Origin of the sequence: Micromonospora sp. NPDC050784 (assembly GCF_044456765.1) — a bacterium.
In the GTDB taxonomy this organism is placed as follows: Bacteria; Actinomycetota; Actinomycetes; order Mycobacteriales; family Micromonosporaceae; genus Micromonospora; species Micromonospora foliorum.
In genome coordinates, this window is record NZ_JBITGG010000001.1 from 372,201 (window position 1) to 387,664 (window position 15,464).

General features: G+C 71.9%; 16 protein-coding genes. 7 read left to right on the top strand and 9 right to left on the bottom strand.

Annotation, left to right across the window (positions count from 1 at the left end; translation table 11 throughout):
- Nucleotides 1-135: 135 nt before the first annotated feature.
- Together ACIBD9_RS01785 and ACIBD9_RS01790 are read right to left on the bottom strand one after the other, a co-directional pair.
- Entirely contained in the window at nucleotides 136-876 is a 741-nt protein-coding gene (locus ACIBD9_RS01785; protein ID WP_091403223.1) for an ABC transporter permease, read from the bottom strand.
- Nucleotides 873-1,559, bottom strand: a complete 687-nt coding sequence (locus tag ACIBD9_RS01790; protein WP_396713614.1) for an ABC transporter permease — start codon at nucleotides 1,557-1,559, stop codon at nucleotides 873-875. Before ACIBD9_RS01790 ends, ACIBD9_RS01785 begins: the two co-directional genes overlap by 4 nt.
- 2 nt (nucleotides 1,560-1,561) lie before the next feature.
- Here ACIBD9_RS01790 and ACIBD9_RS01795 point away from each other — a divergent pair, with 2 nt between their 5' ends.
- Nucleotides 1,562-2,566, top strand: coding sequence for an ABC transporter ATP-binding protein (locus ACIBD9_RS01795; protein ID WP_396713616.1), 1,005 nt, complete (start codon nucleotides 1,562-1,564; stop codon nucleotides 2,564-2,566).
- Between the two features lie 49 nt (nucleotides 2,567-2,615).
- On the opposite strand, the gene ACIBD9_RS01800 is transcribed toward ACIBD9_RS01795, so the two are convergent.
- From ACIBD9_RS01800 to folP, 7 genes are all read right to left on the bottom strand, one after another.
- Nucleotides 2,616-3,107, bottom strand: coding sequence for a hypothetical protein (locus ACIBD9_RS01800; protein WP_396713618.1), 492 nt, complete (start codon nucleotides 3,105-3,107; stop codon nucleotides 2,616-2,618).
- A gap of 65 nt (nucleotides 3,108-3,172) precedes the next feature.
- Entirely contained in the window at nucleotides 3,173-3,481 is a 309-nt protein-coding gene (locus tag ACIBD9_RS01805) for a hypothetical protein (RefSeq protein WP_184179324.1), read from the bottom strand.
- Nucleotides 3,482-3,534: 53 nt separating this feature from the next.
- A complete protein-coding gene (locus ACIBD9_RS01810) occupies nucleotides 3,535-4,749 on the bottom strand; it encodes an ABC transporter permease (protein WP_396713620.1) in 1,215 nt (404 codons plus the stop codon).
- A gap of 118 nt (nucleotides 4,750-4,867) precedes the next feature.
- Nucleotides 4,868-5,404, bottom strand: coding sequence for a DUF3180 domain-containing protein (locus ACIBD9_RS01815; protein WP_396713622.1), 537 nt, complete (start codon nucleotides 5,402-5,404; stop codon nucleotides 4,868-4,870).
- A gap of 19 nt (nucleotides 5,405-5,423) precedes the next feature.
- Nucleotides 5,424-5,951 (bottom strand): 2-amino-4-hydroxy-6-hydroxymethyldihydropteridine diphosphokinase, encoded by a 528-nt coding sequence (folK, locus tag ACIBD9_RS01820; protein ID WP_396713624.1) that lies wholly within the window; start codon nucleotides 5,949-5,951, stop codon nucleotides 5,424-5,426.
- Nucleotides 5,948-6,316, bottom strand: a complete 369-nt coding sequence (folB, locus tag ACIBD9_RS01825) for a dihydroneopterin aldolase (RefSeq protein WP_396713626.1) — start codon at nucleotides 6,314-6,316, stop codon at nucleotides 5,948-5,950. Before folB ends, folK begins: the two co-directional genes overlap by 4 nt.
- On the bottom strand, nucleotides 6,313-7,209 hold the full coding sequence (gene folP, locus ACIBD9_RS01830; RefSeq protein WP_396713628.1) for a dihydropteroate synthase: 897 nt from the start codon (nucleotides 7,207-7,209) through the stop codon (nucleotides 6,313-6,315). The genes folB and folP overlap by 4 nt, the downstream gene beginning before the upstream one ends.
- Nucleotides 7,210-7,565: 356 nt before the next feature.
- Between folP and ACIBD9_RS01835 the strand changes: the two genes are divergently transcribed.
- The 6 genes from ACIBD9_RS01835 (at nucleotide 7,566) to ACIBD9_RS01860 (ending at nucleotide 15,462) form a co-directional block, all read left to right on the top strand.
- On the top strand, nucleotides 7,566-7,880 hold the full coding sequence (locus ACIBD9_RS01835) for a hypothetical protein (RefSeq protein WP_074315118.1): 315 nt from the start codon (nucleotides 7,566-7,568) through the stop codon (nucleotides 7,878-7,880).
- A 13-nt stretch (nucleotides 7,881-7,893) separates the two neighbouring features.
- Nucleotides 7,894-8,256, top strand: a complete 363-nt coding sequence (locus ACIBD9_RS01840; protein WP_053654782.1) for a hypothetical protein — start codon at nucleotides 7,894-7,896, stop codon at nucleotides 8,254-8,256.
- A 70-nt stretch (nucleotides 8,257-8,326) separates the two neighbouring features.
- Nucleotides 8,327-11,737, top strand: a complete 3,411-nt coding sequence (locus ACIBD9_RS01845; protein WP_396713630.1) for an ATP-binding protein — start codon at nucleotides 8,327-8,329, stop codon at nucleotides 11,735-11,737.
- A 1-nt stretch (nucleotide 11,738) separates the two neighbouring features.
- Nucleotides 11,739-13,736: an MFS transporter gene (locus tag ACIBD9_RS01850; protein ID WP_396713631.1), complete on the top strand. Its 1,998-nt coding sequence runs from the start codon at nucleotides 11,739-11,741 to the stop codon at nucleotides 13,734-13,736.
- Complete coding sequence (locus tag ACIBD9_RS01855; RefSeq protein WP_396713633.1) at nucleotides 13,733-14,290, top strand: hypothetical protein; 558 nt, start codon at nucleotides 13,733-13,735, stop codon at nucleotides 14,288-14,290. Before ACIBD9_RS01850 ends, ACIBD9_RS01855 begins: the two co-directional genes overlap by 4 nt.
- Nucleotides 14,287-15,462, top strand: a complete 1,176-nt coding sequence (locus tag ACIBD9_RS01860) for a M23 family metallopeptidase (RefSeq protein ID WP_396713635.1) — start codon at nucleotides 14,287-14,289, stop codon at nucleotides 15,460-15,462. The genes ACIBD9_RS01855 and ACIBD9_RS01860 overlap by 4 nt, the downstream gene beginning before the upstream one ends.
- Nucleotides 15,463-15,464 lie beyond the last annotated feature (2 nt).

The following is a 15,464-nucleotide window of genomic DNA, read 5'->3' on the forward strand; positions in this document are numbered from 1 at the left end:
ACTGTCGGCCGCCCGCGAATGTCCACCCAACATGCTCCGCAACCGACCGACAACTTGGGATGGACTTCGTCACCCCATCGTCACCGATTTGACGGCCGTGGGTCGCCAGCTCGACGCGGCACTCACCCGGATGGGTCAGGCGCTCCCGGTCGCGTCGGCGGCCCGGGGCCGCCCCAGGCGCTGCCGCCCGCGCCGCAGCGGCTTGGGGGTGACCAGCCGTTCGACGCCGCCGAGGACCACCTCGGCCAGCAGCGCGAGCCCGGCCACCAGCACACCGCCGGCGACGATCTGCCCGCCGCCGGCCGCGATACCGATACCGAAGCCGGTCCGGATGATCTGGCCCAGGCCGCCGCCGTTGACGAAGGAGGCCAACGCCGCGGTCGCGATCACCTGAACCGCCGCCGTGCGGAAGCCGGCCGCCAGGTAGGGCACCGCGAGCGGCAACTCCACCCGGCGCAGCAGCTGTGCGCTGGACAGACCCATCCCTCGGGCCGCGTCGCGGGCCTCCGGGTCCACCTGCCGCACCCCGGTGTACGCGTTCGCCAGCAGCGGCGGCACGGCGAAGACGGCCAGTGCCACCACGACCGGCGTCTTCCCGAAGCCGCTGGCGAAGACGACCGGCAGGATGGTCAGCAGCGCCAGGGTGGGGATGGCCAGGGTGGCGTTGGAGATCAGCACCACCAGGCCGCCACCTCGGCCGAGGTGCCCCAGCCAGAGCCCGAGCGGCCAGGCCACCAGGCAGCCGAGCGCCACCGCCAGGGCGGAGATCGTCAGGTGCTCGCCGAGCCGGTCCAGCATGCCGCCGGGGTTGGTCCAGTTCAGTGGGTCGTTGATCCAGGTGATCGCCTGGCCGATCGGGTTCGCCGCGACGGTCACCGTGCCCTCCGGGTGGACCAGGGGGTCACCAGCCGGGCGACCAGGATGAGCAGCAGGTCGAGGACGATCGCGAGCGCCACGCAGAGCAGCGCGGCGGTCATGATCTCGGCCTTGTAGAGGTTGTTCTGGAAGCCCGCGAAGATCAACTGCCCGAGCCCGCCGTGCCCGACCAGCACCCCGACCGTGACCAACGCCACAGTCGAGACGGTCGCCAGCCGTACGCCGGTCACGATGCCCGGCAGCGCCAGCGGCAGGTCGATCCGGAACAGCCGCCTCCACCGGCCGTAACCCATGCCCTCGGCGGCCTCCCGAACCTCCGGGGGCACCTGGTTGAGACCGGCCACCACGTTGCGCACGATCAGCAGCAGCGCGTAGAGGACCAGCCCGACCAACACCGTGGTCGCCCCGGTGCCCAGGTAGGGCGCGATGAACGCGAAGAGCGCCAACGACGGAATGGTGTAGACCACCCCGCTGACGGCGAGGATCGGACCGGCGAGCGGACGGAACCAGTACGCCAGCACGGACAACGGCAGGGCGATCAGCACCGCGATCAACACCGCCCGCCCGGTGAGAGAGGCGTGTTCGCGCACCGCGGCGAGGATCGTGTCAGAGTTGTCCCGCACGTACTGCCAGGAGAACCAGGGGTTACCCGGGTCGGCCCGGTAGCTCAGGCGGAAGGACATACGTGGACGTTACCCCGGAGGCTGCCAAGGTGGCCCAATCCCCTCGCGCGGCGTCGATCTCCCTGCAGGGCATCCAGAAGCGCTACCCGAACGGCACCGAGGCTGTCCGGGACCTCAGCCTGGACGTCCGGGCCGGCGAACTGGTGGTGCTGATCGGCCCCTCCGGCTGCGGCAAGTCGACAGTGCTGCGGATGATCAACCGTCTGATCGAACCGACGGCCGGTCGCATCACGCTCGGCGACGAGGACGTCACCGACGTCAATCCGGTGCGACTACGCCGTCGAATCGGGTACGTCATCCAGAACGTCGGCCTCTTTCCACACCAGACGGTGCGGGCCAACGTGGCCACCGTGCCGGGCCTGCTCCGGTGGCCCAAGGGCCAGACCCGGGCCCGGGTCGACGAGCTGCTCGACCTGGTCGGGCTCGACCCGGCCGAGTTCGGCGGTCGCTACCCGCACGAACTGTCGGGCGGCCAGCGGCAGCGCGTCGGAGTGGCCCGCGCGCTCGCCGCCGACCCGGTGGTGCTCTTGATGGACGAGCCGTTCTCGGCAGTCGACCCGATCGTCCGGGCCCGCCTCCAGGAGGAGTTCCTGCGCCTGCAGGCGGAGGTGCGCAAGACGATCGTGCTGGTCACCCACGACCTCGACGAGGCGGTCCGACTCGGTGACCGGATCGCCGTGCTCTCCGAGGGCGGGCACCTGGAGCAGTTCGACACCCCGGCCGCGCTGCTCGGCGCACCCGCCACCCCGTTCGTACGCGAGTTCGTCGGCGCCGACCGGGGCATCCGCCGGCTGGCGGTCACCCCACTCGACCGGGAGGCGCTGGAACCGGTCCCCGAGGACGCCGCACCGGACCTGCCCACCGTCGCGGTGGACGGCTCCGCGTACGACGCGTTGGCGGTCCTGCTCACCTCGGGCCGGGACCGGCTTCTCGTGACCGACGCCGGCCGGCCGGTGGGCGCGCTCAGCCGACAGCGTCTCCTCGATCTCGGCCGCCCGACCAACTGACCCGGCCCGGTCGGGCACGACCGCCGCGCCTGACCCCGCCTCGGTCGGGTCAGGCGCGACCGCCGAGGCTGGCGATGCCGATGATCCAGCCGGTGAGGAAGCCGTACCCGGCACCGGTGCTGGCGTCCTGCAGTGCCCCCAGCAGTGACGGCGCCGGGCCGAGCAGCGCCGCCAGCACGGCGGCCAGCCCGCCGGCCAGCACGTACGCGGCCCAGCCGGAGAAGAACTGGCTGACCGGGCCCGGCACCCGGGCGACCTGGGCAGCGGGCAACAGGTAGAGCAGAGCCACCGCGAGGACCACCAGCAGCACGGCCCGCAGGTCGGCGGCGAACAACCCGCCGGCCTGCCCGTCCGCGTCGAGCCGCCAGGCCGGCCACGCGAGCAGGCGCGCGTAGAAGGCGCCGCCCGACGCCGGGTCGGTCAGGGTGGCGGCCCAACCGGTGTACGCCGGACTGCCGCAGATGCCGACCAGCAGCAACACGGCGAGCGCGCCGGTGCCGGCGGCCGTGCCGTAGCGGCTGACCGGGCCGGAGCGGTGCACGAGCGACGCGATCCGCCCAGAGCCCGAACCGCTGGCTCGGGCCGACCTGGGCTGCCCCGAGCGGCTCAGTGCTTCATCAGGTAGTCGATGAAGGCGGCCCGCAGCAGCGGCGCCGACTCCTCGTAGCCGTGACCGGTCAGCTCCCGCCACAACGCGTTGGCCTCGTCGATCGTCGGGCCGATCGAGTTCGGGGCGCCGTCCAACACCGTGGCCTCGTCCGCGTTCGGCAGGTGGCGCAGCACCGACCAGTAGAAGCCCACGTCCCGACGCTCTCGGGCCAGGGCGAACGCCCGCTCCCGCAGCTCCTCGGTGGACAGCGCGTCAAGCTCCTCGAACGAGGTTCCGCCCGGGGTGGCGGCAGGTGTGTCGGTCATGTCGCCGAGCCTAACGGTCGAGATCAGCTCCGGCTCGGCGGACGCGACGCGGCTCACCGCTCGTCGGTGTCCCACCGTCGCGGGCCGTCCTCCCACCGCGGATCCCGCCAGGGGTCGACCGGTTGGGGCGCGGCCTGGGTCGGCAGCGTGGGAGGCCAGTTGTCGACGGACTGCGCCTGCGGCATGGTCCAGCCCGAGCTGATCGTGCCGTCGCTGACCGGCTCGGGCCGGTCGGGCCTGCCCGGTCGGGGCCGCCCGAGCGTCTCGACCAGCCGGGTGGCCACCAACCCGACGCCGAGCGCGGCCCCGCCGACCACCCAGTTGCTCAGCGTCCACCCGCGCTCCGGCGCGTACACCTGGAAGACGGTGACCAGGCCGACCGCCAGCAGCGTGCCGAACACACCGCCCCGGCGACCGTACGCGCTGGTGCCGGCGAGCAGGGCCACGCCGATGGCCAGCACCGTCCAGTCCAGCCCGGAGGTGGGCGCCACCGGCCCGGGGTCGTTGGCGGCGAGCAGCACGCCGGCGAGAGCGGCCAGCACCGTGGAGACGACAAGCGCGACCGCGGTCACCGCGGCGGCCACCGCGCCGCGCCGACGGGCCGGGTCGGCGATCGGTCGGTACCGGCCGACGAGCCGGCGGATCGCCCGGACCGCGCCGAACAGCCCGCCGAGGACGGCCACCGCGGCGAAACCGGCGAAGAGGTACCCGGCGCTGCTTGTCGGGTCGTAGTCGCCCTGCACCAGCACGGGCGCCGAACGACGTTCGATGTACACCACCACGGCGGCGGCGCCGGCCAGGCTCGCGGCCCAGCCCGGCACGTGCAGCACCACCACGGCCAGCGCCAGCGCGAGCCCGCCCACCGCGGCGACCGCCAGGGCCGGGCCGATCGACGCCGGCAGGCCCCGGTCACCCTGTTCGGCGTAGTGCAGGGCGGCCGCGACCGCGATCGGGCCGACGGCCAGGTTCGGCGCTGCCGTACGCAGGCTCAGCCCGGCGGCCAGGGCGAGCAACCCCAACCCGACCGCGTCGATCAGCAGCGTGCGCAGGTTGCCGTCGCGCACGGCGGCCGGATCCTCCCGCCAGAGCAGCCAGCTCACGGCCGCCAACCCGGCCAGCAGCAGCAGCTCCCACCCCAGGTGTACGCCGATCCGATCCCGGCCGGGCTCGCCTTGGGTGGGGTCGTCGAAGACGTTCTCCAGTACCGCGGCCGGCACCCCCGACGAGGGTTCGGCCGACCGGTCCCGGCCCGCTTCTTCGTACCCCATGACGCCGCCTCCCCAGTGGCCGGCCGTCCCCGGTCCGGCGCGCGGACGGACCCCGGGCGGCCCTCGCTCCCGATCGCAGGCACCGTACCCGCGCCCGCAGCCGGGCGTAACCCCCTGCTCAGCGCTGGCCGGGGCGGCTCTCCCGCGGGTCCTGCTCGCGCTCGTCGTCTGGGCGTTCCGGCACCCGGCAGGAGCGCTCCAACCAGAGCGCGGCACCGACCAGGGCCAGCGAGGCGAGCAGGCCACCGCCGGCGGCCGGTCGATCGTCCAGGGCGGCGCGGGTGGTCTCCACGAAGAGCCAGCCGGCGAGCCCCGCGTAGAAGCCCGCGAAGATCGCCGCGGCCAGTGCCGACGCCTTGGCCAGCACCACGAAGCGGGCAACCAACAGCGGGTTGACCGGCTCCCGGCCCGGCTTGCGTTCGATCCGGCCCCGGGTGTTGACCGCCGCGTACGCCTCCAGCACGGCGAGCCCAGCGAGCGTCACCACCGGCAGCCAGGGCAGCCGGGGAACGCCGCTGTAGTAGAGGGTGCTGATCAGCAGCCAGGCCACCGCCGCCGCAGCCAGGCCGGCCACGACCAGGGTCGAGATCCGGGTGGGGCCCATCCGGGACCCGTCCGGGCCCGACCCGCGGGGTGGGGGCTTCGCCTGCGTCATGCCGGCCGGTTCCGCTCGGTCATGCCGTCGACTCTAACGCCAACTCCGGCCGGGGACGCAGTTCCAACGCCTCGTCCGCCGCGGGGCCGGTGGTCAGCAGGTCGGTCAACCAACCGTGACCGGGCAGCCGACCGTACGGCTGGATGTCGATCCACGGACGCAGCACGAAGGCGCGCAGGTGCGCCCGGGGGTGCGGCAGGGTCAGCTCCGGGTCGTCGCTGAGCACCGGCTCGTCGTCGTCGCCCCAGACCGCGATCACGTCCACGTCGAGGGTGCGCGGCCCGAACCGCCGCTGCGGGTCACGGACCCGGCCCGCCGCACGCTCCGCGTCGCGGGCCCGCTCCAGCCAGTCGCGCGGGGTCGCGGTCGCGTCCTGGGCGAGCACCACCGCGTTGAGGTACGCGGGCTGGTCGGAGTCGCCCCACGGTGGAGTCTCGTACACCCCGGAGAGCACGAGCACCGCGTCGCCGAGGGTGGCGACGGCCGTGCGCAGGTGCGCCAGCCGGTCACCCAGGTTGCTGCCGAGCGAGAGGACCGCCCGGGTCACCGGGCACGCTTCCGGGTCATGGTGACGGCCACGTCGGTGAAGGTGTGCGGCACCGGCGCCTCCGGTTTGTGCACGGTGATCGTCGCGGCGTCGACCCGCTCGTCGGCCAGGCAGACCGCGAGGAGCCGGTCCGCGAGGGTCTCGATCAGGTTGACCGGCTCGCCGGTCACCACCGCGACCAGGCGTTCGGCCAGCTCTCCGTAGTGCACGGTGGCGGTGACGTCGTCGGTGGCGGCGGCCGGGCCGAGGTCCAACTCCAGGACGGCGTCGACCACGAAGTCCTGCCCCTGTACGCGTTCGAAGTCGTACACCCCGTGCCGACCGCGCGCCCGCAGGCCGGTGAGGTGGATTTGGTCCGTCGTCATCGCCGTACCTCATGTTCGTGATCGGGTCGCGCTCGCTTCTCGTCGTGCGGCGGCACGGCCAGGCGTGGGCTGCCGGTCGCGGCCCAGACGGCGAGCGCGTCGGCGGTGGCCCGCACGTCGTGCACGCGTACGCCCCAGGCGCCGGCGGCGACCGCCAGCACGCTGGTGGCCACGGTGGCCGCCTCCCGCTGGGCGGTCGGTCGCGGCGTGCCGTCCGCGGCGGCGAGCAAACCGCCGAGGTACGACTTACGGCTGGCCCCGAAGAGCAGCGGGCAGCCGAGATCCAGCAGCTCCGGCAGGCGGGCGCTGAGCTCCCAGTTGTGCGCGGCGGTCTTGGCGAAGCCGAGCCCGGGGTCGACGATGAGGCGGTCGGCGGCCACCCCGGCGGCCAGCGCCGCGTCGATCCGTTGGGCCAACTCGGCCCGGACGTCGGCCACCACGTCGGTGTAGGTGGCCAGCTCGCGCATCGCCCGGGAGTGCCCACGCCAGTGCATCAGCACCCAGGGGCAGTGCGCGTCGCGGACCACGCGGGCCATGTCCGGGTCGGCCAGCCCACCGGAGACGTCGTTGACCACCGCGGCCCCGGCGGCCAGGGCGGCCTCCGCGACCCGGGCGCGGCTGGTGTCGATGCTCACCGGCACGCCGGCGGCGGCCAGCTCGCGGATGACCGGCAACACCCGCTCGGCCTCGGTCGCGGCGTCGATCCGCTCGGCGCCCGGACGGGTGGACTCGCCGCCGATGTCGACCAGGTGCGCACCGTCGTCGCGCAGACGGACGCCGTGTCCGACGGCGTCGTCCAGGTCGGCGTACCGTCCGCCGTCGGAGAAGGAGTCCGGTGTGACGTTGAGGACGCCCATCACCACCGGGCCCGAAGCCCGCACCAGATCGGTCACGACTAGACGGTACCGGTCGCGGCAGCGGCGCCCGCCGGCCCGGGTCGGCCCCGCGCCACCGTCCCTGACGTGCCGATTAGAACAGGTGTACGATCGGTCATCCGGGCAGTATCGGGCAGCCCCTTCGCGGCTTGTCGCAATCCGGGGCGGCCCGTACGCTTTGGAATTGGCCAGCATCGAGATGGCGAAGCTTGGAGGGAGGGCCGAAGCGGGGAAAAACCGCCCAAACCTCGCCACCCTCCGTGGTGAGTAACGAACACAGGGTCAAGAACGCCATGCCCTGTGGAGCACTTTTCCCGCAAGGCTTGCCTATTGCACCGCCGCGGCACCGCCGGCCGCGCTATGGGGAGGTTCCAGTGATCGCCTTCGAGCTCATGGAGACGGCGTCGTCCGGCGTCGCCCACGCGCTCTCCACCCTGGCGTCGACTCCACTCGCGGAGCCGGCACCGAAGGGGATCGACACCAACAGTGTCGTCACCTTCTTCGCCAGCAAGATCGCGCCGATCCTGCTCGCCGTCCTGGGCGTCATCTTCATCGGCCGTGCCAGCCGAGGCGAGATCTCCAAGGTGCTGACCAGCTCCGCGATCGCCATCGTCGGGCTCGCCTTCATCGCCGGCGCGGCAACACTCTTCTTCGTCGGCGATTACCTGATCGACCTGATCTTCGAATAGGCGCGTTCACCAGATGCGGCTGCGCACCGACGACGACATCTACCGGGCCCGCCTGGTCTACCTCGGGCCGCCCGGTTACACCCTTCCGGTCCACCTGCCCTACGCCCAGTACGGGCTCTTCATGCTGCTGGTCCCCCTCTACATGTTCATCCACTGGCTGTTCACGTTGACGGTCGAGCTCTTCCCAGCCTGGGAGATCGCGCTCGCCATCGTGACCACGTCGTTCATCTTCCGGCACGTCGACCCCGATCGGCCCGCGCGGGTGGTCATCCGCACCGCGCTGACCGACTGGCGACGCACCCGGGAGCCGGCGGTCGAGCAGCGCGATCCGCGCCTGGTCGGCAGCCGGATCAGGATTCGGGAGGAGCTGGCATGACCGGACGTACGTCGAACGGTCCGTCGCAGGACGCGGGCAAGGGCCTGCCGACAGTGGCCGAGGCGGTCGCATGAGCCGCTCCTCCACGCCGGGCTCCCCGGCCGGCCGCCCAGGCGTGCCGACCGGTCACCGTGCGCACTCCTTCGACTACACCGAGGACGAGGATGAGGTCGCCCTCGACCCTGCGCTGGTGACGTCCCCCGGCCACGGTGCCGTTGGCGTGTTCCAGGCGCCCCGGCCGGTTCCCCGCCGGACGCCACCGGCCGAGCCCAGCGCCGTGTCGGCGGGCGAGAACGCCGACATCGACTCCCCCTTCCTGGACCTCTTCGGCGGCGGGGGGCGACCCGGCACGGCACGAGCCGTCACGGCCGGACCGAGTACCCGCGAGCAGCCGGCGATTCCGCATCAGCCGCCACCCACCGCCAGCCCGGCACCAGCCCGCGCGGTTCCCGAGTTCGAGCCACCGTGGACTCCCGGCGACCAGCCCGGCAGCGGTGGCCGATCCGTCGAGCCACGGCCCGGCGGCGGCCACCCGGCCACCGAGTCCCGGGTGCCGCACCAGGCCGGCGATCGACGGCCGATGCTGCGTCCACCGGACGAGCCCGGCCCGTCCGCCGGCGGCGGGTCGCCGTCGACGACCACCGGTCCCGCCGGCCGGACAGCCGGCACCCTGCCGGGCAGCCGACCCACGGCCACGCCGGCGGCTCAACCGGCCCGGTCTACGGCACCGGCCGAGCAGCCAGCCAGCATCACCGCCGCGGAGCGGCCAGCTCTGGAGCGCACGGCGCGCCGAGCCGCCGAGCCGGATCGACCCAGGAGCACCGAGCCCACCGGCCGGGAGGTCGCCCCGTCTCGCCAGCGCGCCGCGAGCCGACCGGACCGACCGGTCAAGCCGACCCGGGTACGCGCTCCGAAGATCAAGTTCGGGGATCGGGATCCGTCTGTCGAGTTGGCCATCACCGAGATCGCCGGCCACCTGACCTTCACACCCAACACCGTCACGGCCTGGTACTGGCTGCCCGAGGTCCGCTGGGCGTTCCGGCCGGACGCCGAACGCGAGGCGCTGCTGTCGGCGATCTCCGAGCAGTACGCCGGTCTGGCCGGCTTCCGACTGCACCTGCGCCGCACCACCCGGCCGTTCCCCGCCGACGAGTGGGCGCGCACGATCGACACGCACACCTCGGCGCCGCTGCCCGACGTACCCGGCACCACCGGCTGGGCCGATCACCTGGTCGCCGCCCAACGGCACCTCATGGCGGTCAACCACGCCGAGGGGCAGACCTACCTGGGTGTCACCTTCGCCCGCCGCTCCCTCGGCGACTCACTCACCGAGCGGCTGCTGCGCACCTTCGGCCGGGGCACCGCCGACGGCGAGCGCCGCAAGCTGGGCCGCACCGTGGAGCAGTTCGACGAGGTGCTCGGCGCGTTCGGCATGCGTGGCCGGCGGGTCACCGCCCAGGAGCTGGAGTGGCTGCTCTATCGCTCGGTGGCGTTGTGCATGTCGCCGCCGAGCACCCTCTCCCCCGTCACCGACGGGCGCTGGGAGCGCGGCGACCTGCTCGCCATGACCGAGCAGGTCGAGCGCTACCGCACCCCGTACGGCTCGACGGTCAAGCTGGTCAATCGGATGACCGGCGAGGAGCGGCACGTGGCCGTGCTCGCGGTTGGCCGGATGGAGCCGCTGGAGATCCCGGAACGGCACGAGCCGTGGCTGCACTTCCACGAGCGGCTGCCCTGGCCGATGGAAATCTCCACCCGGGTCGACATCCTCGGCTCCGGCGACTCCTTCCGCAATCTCGAACACCGGCTGCGGATGATCCGCTCGCAACAACTCGACTACGCCGAACACGGCATCGACGCGCCCCCGGAGCTGGAACGACTGGCCAAGCGCGCCCTGGTCATCGGCGACGAGATGACCACCGGCCTGCCGGTCGACTCGGCCCGGGCGCACGGCTGGCACCGGATCGCGGTCGGCGGCCGGACCAGGGAGGAATGCCTGGAGCGGGCCCGCCGACTCATCCAGCTCTACTCCCGGGAGCTGCGCATCTCGCTGCAGCACCCGAAGAACCAGGACTGGCTGGCCCGCGAGTTCATCCCCGGCGAGCCGATCGCCAACACCGGCTACGTACGCCGCATGCCGGTGCCGTTGCTCGCCGCGGCGCTCCCCCAGGCCGCATCGAACGTGGGTGACCGGCGGGGCGACCTGATCGGCCGGACCGCCGGCACCTGCCGCCGCCCAGTTTTCCTCGACCTGCACTTCCCCATGGAGGTCCGGGAACGCTCCGGGCTCGCGGTCTTCGTCGCCGAACCGGGCGGTGGTAAGTCGACCCTGCTCGGCGCGCTGGGCTACCTGGCCGCCCGTCGAGGTGTCCAGGTGACCCTGCTCGACCCGTCCGGCCCGCTGGCCCGCCTCTGCGCGATGCCCGAGCTGCGGCCGTACTCCCGGGTGTTGAACCTGACCGGCTCGGAGCACGGCACCCTGGCGCCCTACTCGCTCATCCCGACACCGCTGCGCTCCGAGTTCGGCAGCGGGGCTGCTGGTGACCGGGAGTTCGAGATCGCGGTCTCCAACGCCCGAGCCGAGCGGCGGATGCTGGTCCAGGACATCTGCATGATGCTCGTCCCGCCGCAGGTGGCCAGGGAGGCGTCGACCGCCACCCTCTTCCGGCACGCCGTCCGCCAGGTCCCCGCCGAGGAGACCTCCACCCTGGACGACGTGGTGAGCTGCCTCGGGCGGCTCGACGACGACGCCGGCAAGGAACTGGCCAACCTCCTACTGGACACCGCCGAGATGCCCCTGGCCATGCTCTTCTTCGGCCGACCGCCGGAGGGGCTGCTCGGCGCCGACGCGGCGCTCACCGTGATCACCATGGCCGGGCTACGGTTGCCCGACCTCAAGATCGAACGCGAGTACTGGTCGGCCGAGGAGGCCCTGGCGCTGCCTATGCTGCACACCGCGCACCGGCTCGCCGTCCGCCGCTGCTACGGCGGCTCCATGTCGTCCCGCAAGCTCGTCGGCCTCGACGAGGCGCACTTCATGGAGGGCTGGCGGTCCGGCCGATCCTTCCTGGTCCGACTCGCCCGCGACTCCCGCAAGTGGAACCTGGCCGCGCTGGTCGCCTCGCAGAACCCCCGCGACATCCTCGGCCTCGACGTGCAGAACCTCGTCTCCACCGTCTTCGTCGGCCGCATCGCCGAAGACGCCGAGATTGCCTCCGAAGCGTTGCGACTGCTGCGGGTGCCGGTCAACGACGGGTACGAGGCCACGCTCGCCTCGCTCTCCGCCGCCGACACCAGTTCGTCCAGCCGTCTCGGCTTCCGCGAGTTCGTGATGCGCGACGTCGACGGCCGCGTGCAGAAGGTCCGCGTCGACGTCTCGTACGTCGAAGGGCTGCTGGACCACCTCGACACGACGCCCGCCGCGATCGCCGCAGCGGCCGGAGTCCTGCCGAGCATCCCCCTGCCAGATCTGGAGGCGTGACATGGCTAGGGCCTGGGTCAAGGTCCTCGGTCGAACCGGGGCGGGAAGCCGTGACCAAGGCCCTGGGGTCCGGGCAAGGATCGTGTCGTTCCTGCTCGCCCTTGGCGTACTGGCCGGGGTCTCCCTCACCTGGCCGCTGATCGGCGCGGAGGCCGCAGCCGCCGCACCGCCCACCGCCCAGGCCCGCGCCGACCTCTGCACGACCGCCGAATGGCAAGCCGACTTCCGCGCCTGCGTGGCGAAGCTAGAAGCGGTCGCCGACGACCAGGTTACTTGCCGCAACGCACCGACCCCGGGTACGCCGGACTCCGGGCTCGCCGGTTGGTTCGCCGCCGCACCCCCAACGGACGCAGCGAATGGAGTAGCTGGTCGGTACAGCCTCTATGGCTACGGGGGTTATAGCTACACCACCTACGACATCGGTGGTTGCGCCTCGAGTGTGCTCCATCCGGACTACAAGTTCACCACGACGATCGCCAATGGCGAGTTCATGGCCGCCACGGCGATAATCGGCGCATCAAATGCGCTCAGGGAGCGCGCCTGGGACCCCGGTTCAATGTGGGGTTGGGCTGACCCGCTTGTCGAGCAGGCGACCAAGGCCGTGTACCAGAAGGTGTTCAGCGTCTTCGGCATCGTCACCCTGTGTGTGGTGGGACTTTACCTACTTTGGCGGTCCCGCCAGTCAGACATGAGCAACGCGATGACCACCGCGGGCTGGGCGCTGCTGGTGATGGTCGCGGTCACGGCACTGGCCGCTTGGCCGGTCAAGTCGGCGAACATCGCCGACGGTGCGCTTGTCACCAGCCTCGGAGTGGTGCATGACGCCGTTGGACCGCAAGCGAAGGAACCGGACCCAGGGCGGTGCATCGATCCTGCCCGCTGCAAGGACCTACGAGCCCCTGCCGTCCGAGCAAGCGACACCGCGACCGAGACGATGCTCTACCGGAACTGGCTCCGGGGCGTTCTAGGTTCAGCAGAAAGCGAGACGGCGCTCAAATACGGCCCCGCACTCTACGATGCAAAATCTGTGACGTGGGGTGAGGCCAAGTCTATGCGCGCCAGCTCGGCGGCCCGAGACGCGACGATCAAGGCCAAGCAGCAGCAGTGGGCCCGGGTGGCGCAGCAGATCAAGACCGAAGATCCAGAGGCGTACGAATACCTCCAGGGTGTACGCGATATGGACCGGGTCGGCGCAGGGTTCATCGCCGTGCTCGCGGCCCTCCTCTTTGCGATGTTCGATCTGACCGCGTCGCTACTGGTCCTGCTAGGTTTCCTGATCTTCCGGTGGGCGGTGATCGCGGCACCCATCCTGGGCACCATCGGTCTGCTGCGGCCGGCCAGCGCCGGCCTGCGGCGGTTGGCGAACGCCGTGGTAGCCGCGCTGTTCAACATCGCCATCTTCGGCACCGGGGCAGCTATCTACCTGTTCGCCGTCGACCTGATCATGAGTACCCCGACCATGCCGGGTTGGCTTCAGGTGGTGCTGGTCTGGCTCTGCGGGGTGGTCGGATGGCTGCTGCTGCGGCCGTACCGGCGGATCACCCAACTCGGCGGCAAGGACAGCAGCGAAGCGGTCAGTTCGGCCGGATCCTGGCACCGCCGGTTCTTCCGCGACATGCGGACCGCCGCGCGGCTGGACGTGGCCGAGCCGGGCGGCACCGCCGAGCCGGTGGGCGGACGTCGACGGTCCCCCGACGCGGAGCAGACCCGGCTACGTCCGGAGGCCCGACGGGAGGACCCGGCCCCGGTGCCGACCGCTGCGGCCGAGGAGCGGCGCACAGACGCGGCGCGCCCGGACGGTCGAGAGCGGCCCGACGAGGCAGAGGAGGGCAGAGGTCGGAACCGTCCGGTCGCCCCGCAGCCTCGACGTCGACAGCCAGCGACCTGGACCGAGCCGGATGTTCCGGCTGAGAACCCTTCGTTCGTGGTCTACCGCCCGGGCTCCACCGAGCGGGCACCGGATCGCACCGGACCTCGGGTGCGCTCAGAGGCGAGGTGACGGTCATGCGACGGGCGTTGGAATTCCTCTTCACTCGGGCGCTGCGGTCCCGGCTGGGCATTGCGCTGGCGATCGGGGTGGTGGTCGTCGGCGTGCTCGGAGCGACCCGGCTGATCTCCAACCCGGTCGACTCAGCGGATGGGTTGAGCAGCCGTCCGGATGGGCCGATCATCACCGTGGACCCGACGGCAGGCGACGACGGTTTGCTCAACAGCGCGGCTCCGCCGTCACCCGTGACGTCGCCCGGCGCGCGCACGCCCGAACAGACCGCCGACCGCTTCGCCAAGGCCTGGCTGGGCCGTCCCGGGATGACCGCCGAAGAGTGGCACGCTGGCCTGCGGCCACTCTCCACGCCGGCGCTGCGGGAGAAGCTGACCGGCGCCGAGCCCGACAGCGTGCCCGCCGAAAAGGTCACCGGCCCTCCGACCATGCGAGAGCGGAACGAGACATTCGTCGAGTTGCTGCTTCCCCTTGATGCCGGAGCCCTCCGGTTGGAGCTGGTCACCTCCAACGGTGGTTGGCTGGTCGACGTTCTGGACTGGGAGCGGCCGTGAACGACGTTGGTAGCGCCAAAACCCGCCGCGGACCCCTCCGGCTCGGTGTGGTCGCCGCGGTACTCACCGGGATACTGCTCCTGCTCTGCTGTACCGGCGGCACCGCGGCGTTCTTCCTCACCGGGCTCGGTGGCGATGCCGAGAACGGGGATGTTCTGGCTGGCGGGGAGTGCGGACCGGTACGAGCGGTGAACGTCGCTGGCAAGCTTCCGCGGTTCACCGAGTACGGCGACAACCAGATCCGCAACGCCGCGATCATCATCAAGGTCGGCCAGGACATGGGCGTGCCCTCGCGAGGTTGGGTCGTCGCCCTCGCCACCGCGATGCAGGAGTCCGCCCTACGCAACCTGGCCAACAGCGGAGTGCCCGCGTCCCTGGCCCTGCCGCACGAGGGCGTTGGCGCGGACCACGACTCGCTGGGCCTGTTCCAGCAGCGGCCGGGGTGGGGCACGGTCGCCGAGCGGTTGAACCCCGCGTACGCGGCTCGCAAGTTCTACGAGAAGCTCGTCAAGGTGGAGAGTTGGCAACGCCGACCGCTGACCGCTGTCGCGCAGCGGGTGCAGGTCAGCGCGTACCCGGACGCGTACGCCAAACACGAAGAGGTAGCCAGCCGGATCGTGGACGCCCTGGCCGGTGGCGCGGCCCGCACCGTCGAGATCAACGGCAAGGCGGTGTGCAACGCGGCCGAACGCGGCCAGATCGCCGCCTCCGGCTGGACCGCGCCGATTCCCGGTGGAGTCGGCTCCGGTTTCCGCACCGCCAGCCGACCCAGTCACAACGGCGTCGACATCGGCGCGGGGAAGGGCACCGAGATCCGCGCAGCTGCGACCGGTCGGGTGCTGGTTTCGACCTGCGACGAGGACCACCGCGGCCGCCAAGACTGCAACGTGGACGGATTCCCCGGCAAGGGGGGCTGCGGCTGGTTCGTCGACCTGCTGCACGCCGGCGGCTACATCACGCGGTACTGCCACATGGTGGTCCAGCCTTTCGTCAAGAAAGATCAGATCGTGACGGCCGGTCAGGTGATCGGAAAGGTCGGCAGCAGTGGCAACTCGTCGGGTCCGCACCTGCATTTCGAGGTGCACCTGCGCAACAACCGCAGCGCTTCTGGCGCGGTGAATCCGGTCCCGTTCATGCGCGAGCGGGGTGCCCCGCTGCGCGCCGCTGAGTGAGG

Bases quoted from the DNA above. Each gene is read 5' to 3' on its own strand.
- ACIBD9_RS01790 (WP_396713614.1), bottom strand. From the start codon at position 1,559: ATGTCCTTCCGCCTGAGCTACCGGGCCGACCCGGGTAACCCCTGGTTC.
- ACIBD9_RS01805 (WP_184179324.1), bottom strand. From the start codon at position 3,481: ATGACCGACACACCTGCCGCCACCCCGGGCGGAACCTCGTTCGAGGAG.
- ACIBD9_RS01810 (WP_396713620.1), bottom strand. From the start codon at position 4,749: ATGGGGTACGAAGAAGCGGGCCGGGACCGGTCGGCCGAACCCTCGTCG.
- ACIBD9_RS01815 (WP_396713622.1), bottom strand. From the start codon at position 5,404: ATGACGCAGGCGAAGCCCCCACCCCGCGGGTCGGGCCCGGACGGGTCC.
- folB (WP_396713626.1), bottom strand. From the start codon at position 6,316: ATGACGACGGACCAAATCCACCTCACCGGCCTGCGGGCGCGCGGTCGG.
- ACIBD9_RS01840 (WP_053654782.1), top strand. From the start codon at position 7,894: ATGCGGCTGCGCACCGACGACGACATCTACCGGGCCCGCCTGGTCTAC.
- ACIBD9_RS01845 (WP_396713630.1), top strand. From the start codon at position 8,327: ATGAGCCGCTCCTCCACGCCGGGCTCCCCGGCCGGCCGCCCAGGCGTG.
- ACIBD9_RS01850 (WP_396713631.1), top strand. From the start codon at position 11,739: ATGGCTAGGGCCTGGGTCAAGGTCCTCGGTCGAACCGGGGCGGGAAGC.